The sequence below is a fragment of the Nitratireductor mangrovi genome (assembly GCF_007922615.2).
In the GTDB taxonomy this organism is placed as follows: domain Bacteria; phylum Pseudomonadota; class Alphaproteobacteria; order Rhizobiales; family Rhizobiaceae; genus Mangrovimarina; species Mangrovimarina mangrovi.
Genome location: NZ_CP042301.2, coordinates 1,811,839 through 1,829,198, shown reverse-complemented (window position 1 = coordinate 1,829,198; position 17,360 = coordinate 1,811,839). Strand labels below are relative to the sequence as shown.

Below are 17,360 nucleotides of genomic sequence, written 5' to 3'. Positions count from 1 at the left end.
TGCGGGTGTCGGGCGGCGAAAACAGTTCCCGGCTGATCGACGTCGTCCTCGACGAGTCGATCGGACGTTCGACGCCCGATGTCGAGCATGAACGCGCTGTCGCGATCTTCGACCTGATCGAGGAAAACGCCTTTCACCCGGTCGGGGACGAAGGCGGCGGGCCTTACCGGCTGAACCTGTCGCTGGCCGACTCGCGGCTTGTCCTGAAAGTGACGCGCGAGGACGGGGGAGATGTTGTCACACACATCCTTTCGCTGACGCCGTTCCGTCGCATCGTGAAGGACTATTTCCTGATCTGCGAAAGCTATTACCAGGCAATCCGCAGTGCCACGCCGTCGCAGATCGAGGCGATCGACATGGGCCGCCGCGGTCTCCACAATGAAGGATCGCAGACGCTGATGGACCGTCTGTCGGGCAAGATCGAGGTCGACTTCGATACCGCCCGGCGGCTGTTCACGCTGGTCTGCGTCCTGCACTGGCGTGGATGAGGGGCGCTTGATCGGGGTGGCGTCCGATCCAGAGCGCGGCGCGCCGGGGCAGGGAAGCTTACCCAACTCGGTTCTGTTCGTCTGCGGCATGAACGCGATCCGCTCCCCGATGGCCGAGCGGATCGCGCGCTCGCTGCTGCCCGCCAATGTCTACCTTGCCTCGGCGGGGGTGAGGGCCGGCGAACGCGATCCGTTCGTGGACGCGGTGCTGGCGGAGGCAGGACTGGGGACCGCGGCGCGGGCGCCGCGCACGCTCGATGATCTGGAGGACGACTATTTCGACCTGATCATCACGTTGGCCCCCGAGGCGCATCACGCCGCGCTTGAGCTGACGCGGACGATGTCCGTGGATGTCGAATACTGGCCGATGCCCGACCCTTCGACCGCGTCGGGCACACGCGAGCAGATTCTATCCGCCTATCGCGAGGTGCGAGACCGGCTCTCCGAGCGCATCCGGCGGCGTTTCGGCGTGACCGCCGCCAGCTAACAAGCGTGTTCACAAGGCGCGGATAATCATATAGGTTCCGCGCGATCTGCGGCCCGCCACGATGCCGGCCGCCTTTGTCCTCAAGAAAAGGTACCGAATGTCGAAGGAAGAAGTCCTCGAATTTCCGGGCACCGTCACGGAACTGCTGCCGAATGCGATGTTCCGGGTCAAGCTCGAAAACGATCACGAAATCATCGCCCATACCGCCGGCCGCATGCGCAAAAACCGCATCCGGGTTCTGACCGGTGACAAGGTTCTGGTGGAAATGACCCCCTACGACCTGACGAAGGGCCGCATCACCTACCGCTTCAAGTAAGGCATCTTCCGCACGGAGCGGCGCGCCCCTTGCCGACATCCACAACACCATGAGCGTTTTTCAGAAGCTGGTGCTTGCCTCGGGCTCGCCGCGCCGCATCGAGCTCCTGCAGCAGGCGGGCGCCGAGCCCGACCGGGTGTTTCCGGCCGACGTCGACGAGACGCCGGCCAGGGCCGAACACCCGCGCTCGCTCGCCAAACGGCTTTCCAAGACCAAGGCGGAAAAGGCGCTGGCAGCACTGTCGGAAGAGGAAGGGTTTGAGGGCGCCTTCATCCTGGCCGCCGATACCGTGGTGGCCGTCGGCCGGCGCATCCTGCCGAAGACCGAACTCCTCGACGAAGCCTCGAACTGCCTGCGGCTGCTTTCGGGGCGCACGCACCGGGTCTACACCGGCATCTGCCTGGTGACGCCGTCGGGGAAGCTGCGCCAGCGGCTTGTCGAGACCAAGGTCCGCTTCAAGCGTCTGTCACGCGAGGAACTGGAGAGCTATCTCGCCTCGGGGGAGTGGCGCGGCAAGGCCGGCGGCTACGCCATCCAGGGGCTGGCCGGCACCTTCGTGGTCAAGCTGGTGGGTTCCTATTCCAACGTCGTCGGCCTGCCGCTCTACGAAACGGTCAGCCTGCTGTCAGGTGAAGGCTACAAGGTCCACTTCGGCTGGCTCTCCGCCGCTCGCACGGCGTAGGCCGCGTTCTTCGCCGCCTATATCGTCTCCGAGATCGTCGCCGCGATGGCCGCGGAGGCCGCGGACATGGTCAGCGCGATCGGCAGCCATTTGCGTGGCGGTGCCGGATCGATGGCAAAGAAGTTGAGCGGGAAGAGATGTCGGTGCGCGGCCGGCTTCTGCGCAGCCCTCGGCGCCTCCATGAAGCACTCCTCGTCGAACCAGGCCCAGTCGTCGGCCCAGGTCCAGCAGCCGGCGTTCTTGTAGACGGCAGCGATCTCCTCCGCGTAGCTCTTGTCCGTGGCGAGGCGAACATAGCCGCCCGGCGCGTCGGCGAAGTAACGCATGGCCAGCGGCATGGCGCGCTCGGTACAATAGTTCGACATCCACAGCCTGAAGCCGATCCTGTCGCGTAGCTGTTCCAGAACGCGATAGACCTGGATGTGCTCCTCGTGGCCGTATTCACCCCATGGATTGTGGGAAAAGACGTTCATGCCGGGCTTGAGCCGGCTTTCGAGCGCTTCAAGGATGACCGCGTGGTTTTCCTGGTAGCTGCGGGCGACGCTGGCAGCGGCGACGCGGTCGGAATTGATGGCGCGCACCGCCGACAGTGACTTGCGTGCAATCCGCGTTGCCTCGCGCCGGCTGGCCTCGGCCGAAAAGCCGATGCCGAACTCGGTCAGTGTCGGGTCGTTCCAGTCGGCGCAGCCATAGGCTCCGGATTCGGGAATGCCGAGACAGGTGACGCGGTCGCGCGGATAGTTGCCGAGCGCCTCCGCGCGAGCTTCGCCAAGGCCCGGCTGCGCCCAGAAGTCGCGATAGACGATGATGACTTCATCGACGTCGCGCAGGATCGAATTGAACCACAACAGTTCGTCGTCCGGATGCGCGCCGATGATGACCGAATTCTCCAGAAATTCCGGTCGATTGCCCATAATGTCCCCTCCGTCGTCCCGGCCTTGTCGCAAAGGCGCCGTCAGCCGTCCTTCCTGGTCTCCCGCATGCGGCGCAACCCTTCGCGCGCCGCAAGCCCCGCGCGCGCAAGACGGCCGCGCCACGTCGCGCAGTCGCTGATCTCGTAAATGGCGGTTTCGGCGGTGCCGAACTCCTTCTTGAAGGCTTCGTCGCCGATCGTGAAATCGAAGATCTTTCCGCCACTTGCGATCCAGTCTTCGATCATCGAATCATAGAGGATCAGTCCTGGCGAATGGCGCCCGTGGGCGTCGTAATCGCAGCCGATCAGGAGGTAGTTGAAATTTCCGGCATGGGTCAGCCCGAACGCAAAGCCGATCGGTTCGCCGCCAAGAGCGATCGCATAGGTGCGGGAAAGCCCGGCCGCCGAACCCTCGGCCGCGATCCGGGCATAGAAGTCGGCCACGTAGCCAGACTGGATCAGGTCGCCTTCGAAGCGGCCGGCGCGCAGGCGGGCGATCGCGGCGATTGCGTCCCGGAGTTCTCCATCGTCCCGCAGCAGTCGCACGGAGGCGCCGTCCTGCTTCAGGAAGCGCTTCTTCTTGCGGTCGAGCATCTTTCTGAAGCTGGGTGCCAGAGCGTTTTCGCGCCATGCACCGAAATCCGGCGAAAGCATCACCGCGTGGGCGGAAAAATCCTGCCGTACCGCGTCGCCGCCTAGGAAGAATTGCCAGGCTGCGACATGTTCGCCGCGGACCGGGCGGATACGCAGCGTATCGAAGGCGGGCAGGACGGCGCGAACGTCAGGGGCGAGGCCGGCCTCTGCGCGGAAGCGCCTGTCGCAGACGGGTGCGGCGTAGTCGCTGACGCCGAGGTCGGTCGCTTCGAGCAGGATGACACCCGATTTGCGGCGTCTGAGCAGCGGCAGCAAGAACAGCAATTCGCCCGTCTCGCGATCGCGACCGGTGACGACGACCTTTTCCGCGCCACGCCGCGGCGCAAGCTGTCGGTACAAGGCATCGAGCCATATGGGATGCTGGAACGCGGTGGCGTCGGACTGATCGAACAGCCGCGCATATTCCGAAGTGCGGAAATCGAAGCTGGCTTCGAGCGCCACCACGCAGGCGCCGGCAACAGGGCGCGGATGGCCGTGCTTTGCCGCATGATCTGCCAATGCCTGCAAAGGCATGCGCACTCCCCAAGTTTCGTCCCGTCGACCCGGCGCTTTGCTAGCACAAAAGCGATACGGCCGCGTTAACAGCCGGTCGGAACGGTTAATGGGCCTCCGCCACCGAAGGGCTCGGCGCTGCAGCGTCGCGGGCCGTTTCGGCGATGTCGCAAACAGGCTGCGCCGCCGCCCGCAGCGCGAATTATAGTCCGCGCCCGAAACCCATTCCGGAGGCGCGGACCATGGCTGAATTTCCGCAACAGGCGAAGGTTGTCATCGTCGGGTTGGGCGGCATCGTCGGCGCCTCCGTCGCGCACCACCTGATCGAGCGCGGATGGGACGGTATCGTCGGCATCGACAAGTCCGGCATTCCGACGGACATCGGTTCGACGGCGCACGCCTCCGACTTCTGCTACACGACGAGCCACGATTTCCTGTCGTGCTGGACGACGCTCTATTCGATCGATTTCTACGAGAAGATGGGCCACTACGCCCGCGTCGGCGGCCTCGAAGTGGCTCGCGTCGGCGATGACGGACGCATGGACGAAATCCGGCGCAAGGTCGGCTCGGCCAAGGCCTTTGGGACCCGCGCACGGCTGATCGAGCCTGACGAGATCAAAGAGAAGTTCCCGCTGATCGAGGAGAGCCTAGTCCAGGGCGGCCTGTGGGATCCGGATGCGGGCCTCGTGATCCCGCGCTCGCAGACGGTTGCCGGCAAGCTCGTCGACCAGGGCGTGGCCGCCGGCAAACTAACAGCCTTCGCCAATACGCCGGCGCAGTCGCTTCTCATCGAGGACGGGCGCATCAAGGGCGTTGTCACCCATCGCGGCACGATTCGCGCCGACCATGTCGTCGTCTGCGCCGGCCTGTGGGGCCGGCTGATCGCGGCGCTGGCGGGTGAGGATTTGCCGGTGATGCCGGTCGACCATCCGCTGACCTTCTTCGGCCCATATGACGAGTTCGCCGGCACCGGCAAGGATATCGGCTGGCCGCTCATGCGCGATCAGGGCAACTCGGCCTATATGCGCGACACCGGCGATCCAAAGACCGCAGAGGGTGGCCAGATCGAGTGGGGGTACTACGAAGAGAAGAACCCGCGCCTGGTGCATCCGCGCGAGCTGCTTGAGAAGGAGGAAGCGCGGCTTTCACCCTCGCAGCGCGACCTCGACATGGAGCAGGTCATCGAGCCGCTCGAGCGCGCGATGGAGCTGACCCCGATCCTCGGCGAGCTTGGCTACAACGAAAGCCACTCCTTCAACGGTCTCCTGCAGGTGACCACCGATGGCGGACCCTCGATCGGCGAAAGCCAGAAGGTGAGGGGCCTGTGGTACGCGGTTGGCATCTGGGTCAAGGACGGGCCGGGCATGGGCAAGCTGGTCGCGGACTGGATGACGGACGGGCGTACCGAGATCGACCATCATGCCATCGACTATGCACGCTTCTACCCGCACCAGATGCGCGAGGATTTCATCCACGACCGCTGCACGGAAACGGCGATGAAGATCTACAACCCCGCCGTCCACCCGCGCGAGCCTTTCGGCAAGGGGCGCAATCTGCGCCGCTCGCCTTTCTACGAGCGCGAGGTCGAACTTGGCGGGCATTTCATGGAACTGGGCGGCTGGGAACGCGCACACGGCTACGCCGCCAACGAACATCTGCTCGAAAAGCACGGTAACCGGGTGCCGGTTCGCGAGAACGAATGGGACAACCGTCATTTCTGGCGCGTGTCGAATGCCGAACATCTCGAGATGAGCGAGAATTGCGGCATCGTGAACCTGTCGCATTTCGCCATGTACGACGTCGAGGGCCCAGACCATGTCGAGCTGATGGAATGGCTCTGCGCAGCCAAGATCGGCGGCGACAACATGGTGGGCAAGGGCATCTACACCCATTTCCTCGACGACGAGGGCATGGTTCGCGCCGACCTGACGGTGATCCGCATGGCGGATCGCTGCCGCGTCGTCGACGGCGCCGATGCCGGCCCGCGCGACTTCCACTACATGCGCAGGGTGGCGGCGGACAAAGGCTTCGACGTCACGATCACCGACGTGACCGAAAAATTCGTCACGATCGGCATCTGGGGGCCGAACGCGCGCACGACGCTGCAAAAGGTAGTCGAGGATCCGGATGGTCTCTGCCCCGGCAACTTCCCCTTCGCGGCCATCAAGTCACTGAAGATTGCCGGCAAGGACATCACCGCTTTCCGCATCTCCTATGTCGGCGAGCAGGGCTGGGAACTGCATATGCGCTACGAGGACGGTCTTGCCGTCTGGGACGCCCTGCGTGAAACCGGGGTGATGGCATTCGGCGTCGAAACCTACGCCAATTCGCGCCGCATGGAAAAAAGCCTGCGGCTGCAGAACGCCGACCTTCTGACCGAGTACAATCTCTACGAGGCCGACCTTGCCCGGCCCAAGGTCAAGGAAGCGGATTTCCGCGGCAAGACCAAGCATCTCGAATACCGATCGCGCGAGCACCAGCCGGCGATGCTGTGCACGCTGGTGATGACCGACAACACCGACAAGACCGGCGTCGCGCGCTTTCCGGTCGGCACGATGCCGGTCATGGACCCGGAGAGCGGGGAAACGCTGGTCGACGAGCTTGGCCGACGGTCGTTCACGACCTCGGTCGCCTACGGCCCGACGATCGGCAAGAACATCGCGCTTGCCTATCTGCCCTGGGCCTATTGCCAGGAAGGCCGTAAGCTGTCGGTGGAATATTTCGGCGAGCTTTACCCAGTCGAGGTCGCAGCGATCGGTTACAAGCCGCTTTACGATCCGGAGAATCTGAAGCCACGGACGTAGGTCGTGCTCGGATGAGAACGCGCCGCGGAAGGCTCCAAGCGATATGTCAGCGGTAACGCCGGTCGCGCAAAAGTGAAAGGCCGCGGGGCGCCACGCCCCTCGGTTTTCTTTTCAGCGGCGGCGTTTGCCCTATCATGAGGCTATGTCGTCTCGTCTGCGCCGGATAGCGGGCATGTCGGTCGGCGCCGCGCTTTCGGCGCTGGTTCCGGTCTCTCTCCTTGCGCAGGAGATCGGCGGCGAGGAACCGGTCGACGTCGAACTGGTTCTGGCCGTCGACGTTTCGAGCTCGATGACGCGCGACGAACTGGTCCTGCAAAGGGAAGGTTACAAGGCCGCGTTCCGCTCCCCCGACGTCATGCGCGCCATCCAGTACGGCCGCTACGGGCGGGTGGCGGTGACCTATGTCGAATGGGGCGCGTCGACCTCGCGCAAGGTCATCGTGCCGTGGACCCTGGTCGCGAACGTCGCGGACGCCGAGAAGGTGGTTCGCCTTCTGGACGAGGCAAAGGTGCGCAATCTTTTCCAGACTTCGATCTCGGGCGCCATACGCTACGGGGTGCGCGCCTTCGCAGAAAACAGCTACCGCGGCACGCGTCGCGTGATCGACATCTCCGGCGACGGGCCGAACAATGAGGGCGGGCTGGTGTCGACCTTTCGCGACGCGGCGGTGCGCGAGGGGATCACCATCAACGGCCTGCCGATGATCCTGGAAGGGCGCGCCTTTGGCGACGAGACCATCGCGCTGCTCGACCGCTACTATACCGATTGCGTCATCGGCGGGCCGGGTTCCTTCATTCTTCCAGTCAGCAATTGGGACCAGTTCGCCGAAGCGGTGCGCTGGAAGCTGATCCTCGAACTGTCCGACGCCGGCCCGAAGGTCTGGCGCGCTTCAGGCCGGGAAAACAGCGGCAAAGCCGCCACGACCGATTGCCGGATCGGCGAGAAGATGTGGAGCGGCATGGAGCAGGATTGATGGCAAAGACCTTCGTTCTTCCAGTCAGGCCTCGTTGTTGCGAACGCCGAGGCCGTCTCCGTACCACCGTTCTTGGCGCTTTGTTTTCCTTGGGCTGGCTGCTGGCCGGGCAGGCCGCATTCGCGCAAAGCGGGGAGGAACTCGAGCGCGACGAGGTGGTCGATGTCGAACTGGTGCTCGCCGTCGACGTGTCGCTCTCGATGTCGCCGGCCGAACTCGCCATCCAGCGCGATGGCTACGCCGCCGCGCTCGTGCACCAGCAAGTGGTGCAGGCGATCCGCGACGGGGTGCACGGCAAGATCGCCGTCACCTATTTCGAATGGGCGGGCGAGACCAGCCAGCGCCTCGTGGTGCCGTGGGCGCGGATTTCCTCGCTGTCGGAGGCGGAAGCCTTCGTCGCGCAACTCACCGCGATACCGGCCAGAAGCGCGCGCCGCACATCGATATCGGGCGGGCTGCTCTTTGCCGAAAAGCTCTTCGACGACAATGGTTTCCGCGGCATGAAGCGGGTCATCGACGTCTCCGGCGACGGCCCCAACAACCAGGGCGCGCAGGTGGACGTTACCCGCGACAGCGTCATCGGCAAGGGGATCGTCATCAACGGCCTGCCGCTGATGACGAACAGCGGCCTGACGACGGCCTTCGACGTTCCCGACCTCGACCAGTATTATGTCCATTGCGTCATCGGCGGGCCGGGATCGTTCATGATACCGGTCAACGAGTGGTCGCAGTTTCCCGAGGCGATCCGCCGCAAGCTGGTGCTCGAACTGGCCGGGACGGGCTGGCCGGAACCCGTGGCCACGGGCTTGCCTGTCCGCAAGGCCGCGACCGGCGGTGCCGGCTACGACTGCCTGATCGGCGAAAAAATGTGGCTTAACCGTTCGCGCATCTGGGACGACAACTGACCGGCTCGGAAGGCGCGTCGTGCGCTAGGCCGCCATCATGTGCTTGCGGTCGTTGCGTTCCTGCTGCGGCGAGCGTGCGTAGAGCTCGCGATAGCATTTGGAGAAATGCGAAGCCGACACGAAACCGCAAGCGACGGCGACCTCGACCACGGGCATGGAGGACTGGATCAGCAGGTGGCGGGCGCGGTCGAGACGAATCTCAAGGTAGTAGCGGGCGGGTGAGCGGCCCATTTCCTGCCGGAAGAGGCGCTCGATCTGGCGCCGCGACAGCCCGACACCGTCGGCGATCTCGACCAGCGACAGCGGTTCGGAAAGATTGGCCTCCATCAATTCGATGATGGCAAGCACCTTCGCGTTCTGTACCCCGAGGCGGGCGCGCAGCGGCAGGCGCTGGCGGTCGGTGGGACTGCGCACGCGGTCGGTCAGAACCTGCTCGCAGATGCGGTTGACCAACCCCTCGTCAAAATCGTCGCCGATCAGCTTCAGCATCATGTCGAGCGCCGCAGTGCCCCCGGCGCAGGTATAGATGTTCTGGTCGACCTCGAAGAGGTCGGCGATGACGTTGGCTTTGGGAAAACGCTCCGCGAAGCCGGGCAGATTTTCCCAATGGATGGCGCAGCGGCGGTTGGACAAAAGGCCGGCCGTAGCCAGGATGTAGGCCCCGGTGCACAGGCCACCGATGGAGACACCGCGGTTGGCTTCTTCGCGCAACCACGCGAAAGTCGAGCGATTGGCGTATTTTTCGACATTGATCCCGGAGCAGACGACAACCATCGAGGGCCTGTCCTGGCCCGACATCTTGCGGCGCTCGTCATCGAGCGAAGTATCGACCGCGCATTCGACACCGCAGGAGGCACGCACAGGCTTGCCATCGATGCTTGCCAGCCGCCAGCGATAAGCCTCGAAACCGAGCATGCGGTTGGCCGCGCGCAACGGCTCCAGTGCCGTGGCAAAGGCGAGCATCGTGAAGTCTGGGATGAGGTAGAAAACGATGGATCTCTTGACCGTGCCCCTGGCGCTCATCTGGCCCCCACGACAATCATTGTTTCCACCGGCGTCATTTGCGGGCGAAGTGTCCTCCCGAACGCAGTCGCCTGTCAACGCCGAAAACCTTACCGGCAAAGTTTATCCTCGCGTCAGCGGCCGTTCGTCGTCGGCATGCGGACCGTCAATGGCAAGACGCCCGCTCGGCGCGAACCGGCGGGCGTCTGAGGGAGGATTGGCGCGGTGCGCCGCTGAACTCAGTTGACGATGTAGCCGAGGCGGGATGCCGCGAGCGCGCCGGTCTGGCCGGGCATGGTCCTGGCGAGACGCTGGCGCTCGAAGACGGTGGTGAGGTTGCCGTTGCGGTGACCGGCGAACATGCGGGCGAAAAGCTTCATCACGTTTCTCCATGCATTCGAGGTTTCACGGGTCTGCCTTCGCGCGGTGGAGTGGGGCATCTCGTTGTGACGGATATGTAGTGATCCGTCACGGATTTTGCCGCAGAAAATGCGAAGCGAACCATGCGAAATGCGACACCGGACAAAGTAACGACATCCTGCTAAATGCCATTAAGAACAGACAGTTAACAGTAAAACGGCATCGCCATGCGAATTTCTCATATGCGTCATGTCGTTTTTGCACGGGTGGCCGGCCAAGTCACCGCCTGGCGACGCCGGTTTCCAGGGCGGCGGTTGGCCGGTCGTCCGGTGCGGGCATGGGCCATGATGTCGCTCGTCTCCGCAAGGAAGCCGCGCAGCGAGCCGAAAATGCTCATCGGAGGTCTCCTGGCTGGTACTGGAGCTTGCGGGCCGTCCGGGGGCGGCCCGCAATCGCGCCTAGTGATTGTTGAGGTGCGGGTAGCGTGCGGCCAGTCGGTCGCGCGCGTCGGGCCAGCCGATGTCCTTGCGGATCTCGTGCGGCAGCGAGTTGAGGAACTGCTCGTCACGGCTGAGACGACGCATTTCGGTGTAGGCCTGCACCATGCGGCCGATCGAGCTGAATACGGACATGACGTCCTCCTTTGGTTCGGGTTGCGGCGGAATGAATTTGATCATGCGCGCGGACGCGCGGTGATCGCTGTGGCATCGGCCAGGCTACGGCGCAGCCGGCGACGCCAGCGGACCGGCGAAGGGGCGCGCTCGGACGGCGGCAGCGGCTTTTCCTCGGCCTTGCCATGGGCGATGGCGTAACCGGCGACCAGATGTTCGAAAGCGGTCAAGGGCAACATCGGCTTTCTCCTTTCGTCCCGGGCATCGGCCCGCTTCGATATTGACTATGGGGGAGTGATGATGTTCAATCAAACGAAATGGAATGATCTGTTGGATCAAGAAATCTGAAGGAAGGCAGAATGACCGCTCCTCTCAACCATCCGCTGCCGCTGCTTGAACTCGACGTACTTCGGACGTTCGTGGCCATCGCCGAGACCGGCAGCTTCACGCTGGCAGCGTCGTCCGTGTTTCGCACGCCGTCGGCCGTTTCCATGCAGATCAAGAAGCTGGAGGAGATGCTTGGGCGCCCGGTGTTCACGCGCGACGCGCGTTCGGTCTCGCTGACCAACGATGGCGAGATGCTGCTCGGCTATGCGCGCCGCCTGCTGGCGATCAACCGCGAAGCAGTGTCGAAGTTCATCATCCCCGACATCACCGGCGTGGTGCGCCTGGGGTCGCCGGACGACTACGGCGAGCGGGTGCTGCCGGCGGTGTTGAAGCGTTTCGCCGAGACTCATCCGGCGATCGCTGTCGACGTGACCATCGACCAGAGCGTCAACCTCAAGAAACGCATGGCCGAACGCCAGCTCGACCTGATCATCATCACCTGCTGCGAGAGGACTGCGCCGTCGGAAGCGGAGGTTCTGCTGACCGAACCGGTGGTCTGGGGTGGGGCGCGGGGCGGCTCGGCGCATCTGCGCGAACCCCTGCCGGTGTCGCTGTGGGAGGAGGGCTGCATCTGGCGGGCCAATGCGCTGGAGGCGCTGGGCGAGATCGGCCGCAATTACCGCGTCGCCTATATGAGCGCCCATACCGCTGGCCAGCGTGCGGCGATTCTTGCCGATCTGGCGGTGGCGCCGCTGCCGCGCTCCTTCATTTCCGGCGAACTGGTGGCGCTGGGGCCGAAGGACGGACTGCCGGAGCTCGCCGACTACAATCTGGCAATGATGGTGGCCCCGGAAGCGAGCGCGCCGGTGCGCGCGGCGGCGGACCACATCCGCGCCACGCTGGATTCGTTCAAGGCGACCGGACGGTTCTGACCAGAAGCCGGAACCGGAGATTGGGGCCGGCGTTGTCGGCCTGAAGGTTGCAGAAGGGCATCAGGATGCCAAGCGAGATCGCCGGCGTGCGGCTGACGCATCCCGACAAGCCGCTTTTTGGCGCTGGCGGGCCGACAAAGGCTGATCTGGCGAGGCATTACGAACAGGTGGCCGCGCGCATATTGCCGTTTGTCAAGGACAGGCTGGTGAGCCTGGTGCGTTGCCCTGACGGCTGCGACCGGGATTGCTTTTTCCAGAAGCACGGCGGCAAGACGATGCCTGCCCAACTCAAGCGCAAGGAAATCACCGAAGCCGACGGCGGCCTCGACGACTATCTCTACGCCGCGGACATTTCCGGGCTGGTGGCTGCGGTTCAGATGTCGGCTCTGGAGCTCCATATCTGGGGCTCGCGAATCGACCGTCTGGAAAAGCCGGACCGGCTGGTCTTCGATCTCGATCCCGACGAGGAACTGGGTTTTTCAGACACGAAGCAAGCCGCGGTCGAGCTTCGCGACCGGCTCTCCGCGCTCGGCCTCAAGACACTGCCGCTGCTGACCGGCGGCAAGGGCCTGCATGTCGTGGCGCCGCTGGAAAGGCGGGCGGAGTGGCCGCAGGTCAAGGCTTTCGCGCGCGGCTTTGCGCAGATGATCGCGGCGGAGCAACCCGAACGTTATGTGGCGCAGGCCGCGAAGGACAAGCGGCACGGCAGGGTCTTCATCGACTGGCTGCGCAACGAACGCGGCGCGACGGCGATCGCACCTTATTCGACACGCGCCAGAAGGGGTGCGCCTGTCGCGACCCCGGTGTCGTGGGAGGAATTGCCGGGGATTTCCGCCTCAAGCCGGTTCACGCTTGCCGACATGCCGGAGCGTCTCCAGGAAGCGGACCCGTGGCAGGTAGCATCCGGCTGGCGTCAGTCGGTCACGAGCGAACTGGTCACGGCGGTCGCGTCTGCCTCCTCAGGCGGCTGAGCCGCAGCGGAGAGCCAGGCAACGATTGAATCGCGGGCGCGGCGTGCCTCCGGCATGTCGATCAGCGGCCAGACATGGATCATGCCCGGCTCGACGAGGAGCTCGGTTTCCACGCCGGCGTCACGCAAACGATCGGCAAAGACAAGCGTGTCCGGGTAGAGAAGGTCGCGGGTGCCGGTCAGCAGCAGCGTCGGCGGCAGGACAGCGAGATCCCCGTAGAGCGGACTGATGCGCCAGTCGGCCGCGTCGATGCCGGCCGAATAAAGCCGCACCGCCTCAAGCCCGCCGGGGATGTCGAGCCAGGGATCGCTCTTTGCCGCCTCAATCATTTGAGGATTTGACATGGTCATGTCTAGGCCGGGCGAGATCAGGGCCTGGCGGGCAGGGGCGGGCAGCCCTTCCTCGGCGGACAGCATGGTCAGCACGAGGGCCATGTTGCCGCCGGCCGAATCGCCGGCAAAGACAATGCGCTCGGCCGGGGTTTCGGCGAGCATGTCCCTGTAGAGTTCGAGGGCCATGCCGAACATGGCGTGGAAATCGTGCTCCGGCGCGAGCGGGTAGATCGGCACCGCGACACGCATGCCAAGGCGCTCGCAAAGCTCGGCGATCAGCTTCCAGTGATGCGCGGTGATCTCGAAGCAGTAGGCGCCGCCGTGGAAATAGATCAAGCGGGTCGCCGTGTGCTCCCCGGGCGGCTCGACCTCGTAGACCGGAAAGCCATGAACCTGCCGCTCGCGAATGCGCAGCCTGTCGGCAACTGACTTCGGCGGCCGATGGTCCTCCAGCTTGCGCGCCTTGGCGATGCGCCGGTGCATCGCATCGGCGGTGCGGAAGGATTTCTTGCGCGTGTGCCTTAGCACGAATGCAACGAGGTGGCTCTTCAGACTTGCCATGGCGCCCTTTCCACGAGGGGCGCCAGTGAAATGCGCGCCAGCCGCCGCGTCAAGTTTGGCGGCTGTTGCAATCGACCGACTGCTTCGAAAACGCGTTTCCCGTCAAGTCCTTGCGCGCCGGGCCGCACGCTCCTCGCGCGAGCGCCGGCGCGGACCGGAGCCACCGCCTTCGCCGGCGGCTGACAGCAGCTTGCGCGGCGGCAGTTCGACCTTTTCGGACAGGCGCGGGAAAGGATCGGTCTTGTTGGGCAGCGCCATCGCATCGACGAAATGGGTCTGGAAGCGGGGTTCGAGCGCGGTCTCGATCTTTTCGATACGGCGCACCACGGTCTCGATCTCGCGCCGGTAGCTGCTGTTCAAGAGCGCCATCAGCGCGCCGGTGCCGGCTGCATTGCCGACGGCCTTGACCTCGGAGAGTTCGCAGTCGGGAATGAGGCCGAGCACCATGGCGTATTTCGGGTCGATGAAGGAGCCGAAGGCACCGGCGAAACGGATCGTGTCGACCTCGTCGATGCCGATCTTTTCCATCAACAGCTTGATGCCGGCGTAAAGGGCGGCCTTGGCCAGCTGGACGGCGCGGACGTCGGTCTGGGTCACCGTGATCTGCTGGCGCCCGTTGCTGACCTGATACGACCATGTACGCCCGTCCGGGACGATGCGCGGGCTTCTTGCAGCCATCGAGCCGTCGACGACGCCGTCTTCGGAGATGATGCCGGCGAGATACATCTCGGCCACCACCTCGATGATGGCGGAGCCGCAGATGCCGGTGATGCCAAGGCGCTCGGCATCGGCGGCGAAGCCTTCCTCGTCGGACCACAGATCCGAGCCGATGATCTTGTAGCGTGGTTCAAGCGTTTCCTTGTCAATCCTGACGCGTTCAATGGCGCCGGGAGCCGCGCGCTGACCGGACGAAATCTCGGCGCCCTCGAAGGCGGGGCCGGTCGGCGACGAGGCGGCGACCACGCGATGACTGTTGCCGAGCACGATCTCGGCATTGGTGCCGACGTCGACCAGAAGCATCATTCGGTCCTGGTGGTGCGGCTGCTCCGACAGCACCGCGCCGGCGGCGTCGGCGCCGACATGGCCGGCGATGCACGGCAGGACGTAGACACGGGCGCCGAGATTGATCGCCAGGTTGAGCTCGCTGCCCCAGCTGTGGACCGCGCCCGATACCGCCAGCGCGAAGGGCGCCTGGCCGAGCTCGGTCGGATCGATGCCGAGGAACAGGTGATGCATGATCGGATTGCCGACGAAGACGGCGTCGAGAATGTCCTCGGGCTTGACGTTGCCCTCGGCGCAGACCTTCTCGATCAGCGTGTTGATGGCGGCGCGGACCGATTTGGTCATGGCCTCGCGTCCGTCCGGGTTCATCATCACGTAGGACACGCGGCTCATCAGGTCTTCGCCGAAGCGGATCTGCGGATTGGAGATGCCCGACGACGCCGCGATGCGGCCGGACAAGAGCGAGACCAAGTGCATGGCGATCGTCGTGGACCCGATGTCGCAGGCGATGCCGTAGGCTTCGTTGTGAAGGCCGGGCCAGAGCGCGATGATGGTCGGGCGCGAGGATTCCATGTCCTGGTGGATGGCGGCGGTGACGCCCCAGTTGCCCTTGCGCAGGATCGACTGGACCTTGGGGATGATGTGCTGCGAGACGAGAAGGTCTTCCCAGCCCCAGTCCTTTTCCAGCATCGCCTTCAGCCGGTCGAGATCGCCGAGCGGCTTGTGCATGTCGGGTTCGTCGACCTCGACATAGCAGAGCTGGACCGCCGGATTGCGCTCGATGATGCGTTCGATGGGCGATTTGCGCACCACCTGAGCGTTGATGACGGTATCCTGGGGCACGTCGACGACAAGGTCGCCCTCGATCGTTGCCGAACAGGACAGCCGGCGCCCTTCGGCCAGGCCGCGCTTTTCTACGTAACGCCGCTCCTTCGCCCCGACAGGCGAGATGTGGTCGAGGGTCGAGACGATCTTGTGCTTGGCGAAATGACCTTCCTGGACCTCGATCTGGCAGCGGCCGCATGTGGCGCGCCCGCCGCACACGCTCTCGACATAGACGCCGAGCTCGCGCGCGGCGTCGAGCACCGGCGTGCCCTTGGGGAACCGTCCGCGCTTGCCGGACGGCATGAAGAGCACAAGGGGATCGGTGAGGTTGGGGGGTGGATTCACTTTTCGCTACTTGTCGGTCGCATCAAAAATTACCTGGCCGTTCGTCGGATCCAAGATCTGCCGAATTTCATTGGTATAAACAAATTCCGCAGGCCCGGTGCCGCTACGATCAGATTCAAACACAAAGCGGTCGAAGTCCTCTCCGAGGTCTCGTCCGACAAAACTCATGCCAAAAACAGTCGCGACCTTTCCATTGAAGTAAACGATAGCCGTCGGGTCGAACGGCACGCGCTTCTGCAAGATCGTCAGGATGGTGACGCCTGTTTCTGGGTTCATATCAATTTTGCTTCTCCGCCTTGATTCCGCGCTACCTGTCGAGCTTGTCAATGCGAAATAAGCACCTATTCCTTCACCCCCTTGCCGACATGCGCGCCTCTCGACCGCCGCGGCGGCGTCCGCCGCCGCTTTCGCCACTGCTGTTGGCGGCCGCAGGCGCGGGAGCGGCATGGCCACCCTCGACCGGCTTGTAGTCCTTGTAGGTCCTGATCCAGGTCGCGCAGTCCTTGTCGGTGCCGGCCAGCACGTTGGCGCCACGCACCGCCTCCATTTCCTGCGGACGGCAGGGATTCATGATGGCGCTGGTCATGCCGGCGCCGATCACCATCGGAATGAAAGCGGCATTGATGCCGTGGCGGTGCGGAAGGCCGAAGGAGATGTTGGACAGGCCACAGGTGGTGTTGACCTTCAGTTCCTCGCGCAGGCGGCGCAGCAGCGCGAAGACCTGGCGGCCGGCGTCACCGAGCGCGCCGATCGGCATGACCAACGGGTCGACGACGATATCGTGCGCCGGAATGCCGTGATCGGCAGCGCGCTCGACGATCTTCTTTGCAACGGCGAAGCGGACGTCGGGGTCCATGGAGATGCCGGTTTCGTCGTTCGAGATGGCAACGACGGGGACGTCGTATTTCTTGATCAGCGGCAAGATCGCCTCGAGCTTTTCTTCCTCGCCGGTGACCGAGTTCACCAGCGGACGACCCTTTGCGACCTTGAGCGCGGCCTCGATGGCTGCCGTCACCGAGCTGTCGATGGAGAGCGGCACGTTGACGAGATCCTGCACGATCTCCAGCGTCTGCACCAGGAGCGCCGGCTCGGTGGCGTTGGGGTCGACAGCGGTGACGCCGGCGTTGACGTCCAGCATGGTGGCGCCGGCGGCGACCTGTTCGAGCGCGTCTTTCTTCACGGTCTCGAAATTGCCTTCGACCATCTCGGCGGCGAGCTTCTTGCGGCCGGTGGGGTTGATGCGCTCGCCGATGACGCAGAAGGGCTGGTCAAAGCCAATGACGATTTCCTTGCGCGCCGAGGCGACGATGGTGCGGGTCATGTGATCTCTCTCCGGGTGATACGGCCAGGGCGGTATCGATTGGTTACGTTGTCTCTC

The 17,360-nt window shown here is 64.3% G+C and carries 20 protein-coding genes; 9 read left to right on the top strand and 11 right to left on the bottom strand.

Translation table 11 applies throughout. From position 1 onward, the window contains the following. Nucleotides 1-5: 5 nt before the first annotated feature. The 4 genes from FQ775_RS09025 to FQ775_RS09010 all read left to right on the top strand — a co-directional run bounded on the left by FQ775_RS09025 (nt 6) and on the right by FQ775_RS09010 (nt 1,973). A complete protein-coding gene (locus FQ775_RS09025; RefSeq protein ID WP_146301581.1) occupies nt 6-488 on the top strand; it encodes a UPF0262 family protein in 483 nt (160 codons plus the stop codon). Nucleotides 489-504: 16 nt separating this feature from the next. Further along, nucleotides 505-975, top strand: coding sequence for an arsenate-mycothiol transferase ArsC (locus tag FQ775_RS09020; RefSeq protein ID WP_256378216.1), 471 nt, complete (start codon nt 505-507; stop codon nt 973-975). Nucleotides 976-1,072: 97 nt separating this feature from the next. Beyond that, the gene (gene infA, locus FQ775_RS09015; RefSeq protein WP_146301580.1) at nt 1,073-1,291 is read left to right on the top strand and encodes a translation initiation factor IF-1; all 219 of its coding nucleotides are present in this window, start codon (nt 1,073-1,075) and stop codon (nt 1,289-1,291) included. 49 nt (nt 1,292-1,340) lie between these two features. Further along, nucleotides 1,341-1,973, top strand: coding sequence for a Maf-like protein (locus FQ775_RS09010; protein WP_146301579.1), 633 nt, complete (start codon nt 1,341-1,343; stop codon nt 1,971-1,973). Nucleotides 1,974-1,990: 17 nt separating this feature from the next. On the opposite strand, the gene FQ775_RS09005 is transcribed toward FQ775_RS09010, so the two are convergent. Then, complete coding sequence (locus FQ775_RS09005) at nt 1,991-2,887, bottom strand: hypothetical protein (RefSeq protein WP_146301578.1); 897 nt, start codon at nt 2,885-2,887, stop codon at nt 1,991-1,993. A gap of 41 nt (nt 2,888-2,928) precedes the next feature. After that, complete coding sequence (locus FQ775_RS09000) at nt 2,929-4,053, bottom strand: GNAT family N-acetyltransferase (RefSeq protein ID WP_146301577.1); 1,125 nt, start codon at nt 4,051-4,053, stop codon at nt 2,929-2,931. A 221-nt stretch (nt 4,054-4,274) separates the two neighbouring features. On the opposite strand from FQ775_RS09000, the gene FQ775_RS08995 reads away from it, so the two are divergent. From FQ775_RS08995 to FQ775_RS08985, 3 genes are all read left to right on the top strand, one after another. Then, nucleotides 4,275-6,836: a GcvT family protein gene (locus FQ775_RS08995; protein ID WP_146301576.1), complete on the top strand. Its 2,562-nt coding sequence runs from the start codon at nt 4,275-4,277 to the stop codon at nt 6,834-6,836. A 172-nt stretch (nt 6,837-7,008) separates the two neighbouring features. Next, nucleotides 7,009-7,809, top strand: a complete 801-nt coding sequence (locus FQ775_RS08990) for a DUF1194 domain-containing protein (protein WP_167812870.1) — start codon at nt 7,009-7,011, stop codon at nt 7,807-7,809. An 89-nt stretch (nt 7,810-7,898) separates the two neighbouring features. Next, nucleotides 7,899-8,714: a DUF1194 domain-containing protein gene (locus FQ775_RS08985; protein ID WP_432420054.1), complete on the top strand. Its 816-nt coding sequence runs from the start codon at nt 7,899-7,901 to the stop codon at nt 8,712-8,714. 24 nt (nt 8,715-8,738) lie between these two features. Here the strand turns inward: FQ775_RS08985 and FQ775_RS08980 are convergent, their stop codons facing one another. The 5 genes from FQ775_RS08980 to FQ775_RS08960 form a co-directional block, all read right to left on the bottom strand. Continuing rightward, nucleotides 8,739-9,737: a GlxA family transcriptional regulator gene (locus tag FQ775_RS08980; RefSeq protein ID WP_146301573.1), complete on the bottom strand. Its 999-nt coding sequence runs from the start codon at nt 9,735-9,737 to the stop codon at nt 8,739-8,741. A 218-nt stretch (nt 9,738-9,955) separates the two neighbouring features. Beyond that, nucleotides 9,956-10,096, bottom strand: coding sequence for a hypothetical protein (locus FQ775_RS08975; protein WP_167812868.1), 141 nt, complete (start codon nt 10,094-10,096; stop codon nt 9,956-9,958). 227 nt (nt 10,097-10,323) lie between these two features. Then, nucleotides 10,324-10,473: a hypothetical protein gene (locus FQ775_RS08970; RefSeq protein WP_167812866.1), complete on the bottom strand. Its 150-nt coding sequence runs from the start codon at nt 10,471-10,473 to the stop codon at nt 10,324-10,326. A gap of 61 nt (nt 10,474-10,534) precedes the next feature. Next, the gene (locus tag FQ775_RS08965; RefSeq protein WP_167812864.1) at nt 10,535-10,708 is read right to left on the bottom strand and encodes a hypothetical protein; all 174 of its coding nucleotides are present in this window, start codon (nt 10,706-10,708) and stop codon (nt 10,535-10,537) included. A 41-nt stretch (nt 10,709-10,749) separates the two neighbouring features. Beyond that, nucleotides 10,750-10,926 (bottom strand): hypothetical protein, encoded by a 177-nt coding sequence (locus FQ775_RS08960; RefSeq protein ID WP_167812862.1) that lies wholly within the window; start codon nt 10,924-10,926, stop codon nt 10,750-10,752. A gap of 120 nt (nt 10,927-11,046) precedes the next feature. On the opposite strand from FQ775_RS08960, the gene FQ775_RS08955 reads away from it, so the two are divergent. Further along, on the top strand, nt 11,047-11,946 hold the full coding sequence (locus FQ775_RS08955; RefSeq protein WP_146301572.1) for a LysR substrate-binding domain-containing protein: 900 nt from the start codon (nt 11,047-11,049) through the stop codon (nt 11,944-11,946). A gap of 65 nt (nt 11,947-12,011) precedes the next feature. Next, nucleotides 12,012-12,917, top strand: a complete 906-nt coding sequence (gene ligD / locus FQ775_RS08950) for a non-homologous end-joining DNA ligase (protein ID WP_146301571.1) — start codon at nt 12,012-12,014, stop codon at nt 12,915-12,917. On the opposite strand, the gene FQ775_RS08945 is transcribed toward ligD, so the two are convergent. The 4 genes from FQ775_RS08945 to FQ775_RS08930 all read right to left on the bottom strand — a co-directional run bounded on the left by FQ775_RS08945 (nt 12,860) and on the right by FQ775_RS08930 (nt 17,303). Then, the gene (locus tag FQ775_RS08945) at nt 12,860-13,810 is read right to left on the bottom strand and encodes an alpha/beta hydrolase (protein WP_146301570.1); all 951 of its coding nucleotides are present in this window, start codon (nt 13,808-13,810) and stop codon (nt 12,860-12,862) included. The two genes, ligD and FQ775_RS08945, sit on opposite strands and share 58 nt — an antisense overlap. Nucleotides 13,811-13,912: 102 nt before the next feature. Continuing rightward, the gene (locus FQ775_RS08940; protein WP_146302116.1) at nt 13,913-15,940 is read right to left on the bottom strand and encodes an ASKHA domain-containing protein; all 2,028 of its coding nucleotides are present in this window, start codon (nt 15,938-15,940) and stop codon (nt 13,913-13,915) included. Nucleotides 15,941-15,988: 48 nt separating this feature from the next. Then, on the bottom strand, nt 15,989-16,258 hold the full coding sequence (locus tag FQ775_RS08935) for a hypothetical protein (RefSeq protein WP_146301569.1): 270 nt from the start codon (nt 16,256-16,258) through the stop codon (nt 15,989-15,991). A 73-nt stretch (nt 16,259-16,331) separates the two neighbouring features. Next, entirely contained in the window at nt 16,332-17,303 is a 972-nt protein-coding gene (locus tag FQ775_RS08930) for a methyltetrahydrofolate cobalamin methyltransferase (RefSeq protein ID WP_146301568.1), read from the bottom strand. Nucleotides 17,304-17,360 lie beyond the last annotated feature (57 nt).

Coding starts and splice junctions, on each gene's coding strand:
- FQ775_RS08960 (WP_167812862.1), bottom strand. CDS start 10,926: ATGTTGCCCTTGACCGCTTTCGAACATCTGGTCGCCGGTTACGCCATC.
- FQ775_RS08965 (WP_167812864.1), bottom strand. CDS start 10,708: ATGTCCGTATTCAGCTCGATCGGCCGCATGGTGCAGGCCTACACCGAA.
- FQ775_RS08990 (WP_167812870.1), top strand. CDS start 7,009: ATGTCGGTCGGCGCCGCGCTTTCGGCGCTGGTTCCGGTCTCTCTCCTT.
- FQ775_RS08975 (WP_167812868.1), bottom strand. CDS start 10,096: ATGAAGCTTTTCGCCCGCATGTTCGCCGGTCACCGCAACGGCAACCTC.
- FQ775_RS08955 (WP_146301572.1), top strand. CDS start 11,047: ATGACCGCTCCTCTCAACCATCCGCTGCCGCTGCTTGAACTCGACGTA.
- FQ775_RS09005 (WP_146301578.1), bottom strand. CDS start 2,887: ATGGGCAATCGACCGGAATTTCTGGAGAATTCGGTCATCATCGGCGCG.
- FQ775_RS08930 (WP_146301568.1), bottom strand. CDS start 17,303: ATGACCCGCACCATCGTCGCCTCGGCGCGCAAGGAAATCGTCATTGGC.
- FQ775_RS09000 (WP_146301577.1), bottom strand. CDS start 4,053: ATGCCTTTGCAGGCATTGGCAGATCATGCGGCAAAGCACGGCCATCCG.
- ligD (WP_146301571.1), top strand. CDS start 12,012: ATGCCAAGCGAGATCGCCGGCGTGCGGCTGACGCATCCCGACAAGCCG.
- FQ775_RS08935 (WP_146301569.1), bottom strand. CDS start 16,258: ATGAACCCAGAAACAGGCGTCACCATCCTGACGATCTTGCAGAAGCGC.
- infA (WP_146301580.1), top strand. CDS start 1,073: ATGTCGAAGGAAGAAGTCCTCGAATTTCCGGGCACCGTCACGGAACTG.
- FQ775_RS08995 (WP_146301576.1), top strand. CDS start 4,275: ATGGCTGAATTTCCGCAACAGGCGAAGGTTGTCATCGTCGGGTTGGGC.
- FQ775_RS08980 (WP_146301573.1), bottom strand. CDS start 9,737: ATGAGCGCCAGGGGCACGGTCAAGAGATCCATCGTTTTCTACCTCATC.
- FQ775_RS09010 (WP_146301579.1), top strand. CDS start 1,341: ATGAGCGTTTTTCAGAAGCTGGTGCTTGCCTCGGGCTCGCCGCGCCGC.
- FQ775_RS08940 (WP_146302116.1), bottom strand. CDS start 15,940: ATGCCGTCCGGCAAGCGCGGACGGTTCCCCAAGGGCACGCCGGTGCTC.
- FQ775_RS08945 (WP_146301570.1), bottom strand. CDS start 13,810: ATGGCAAGTCTGAAGAGCCACCTCGTTGCATTCGTGCTAAGGCACACG.
- FQ775_RS08970 (WP_167812866.1), bottom strand. CDS start 10,473: ATGAGCATTTTCGGCTCGCTGCGCGGCTTCCTTGCGGAGACGAGCGAC.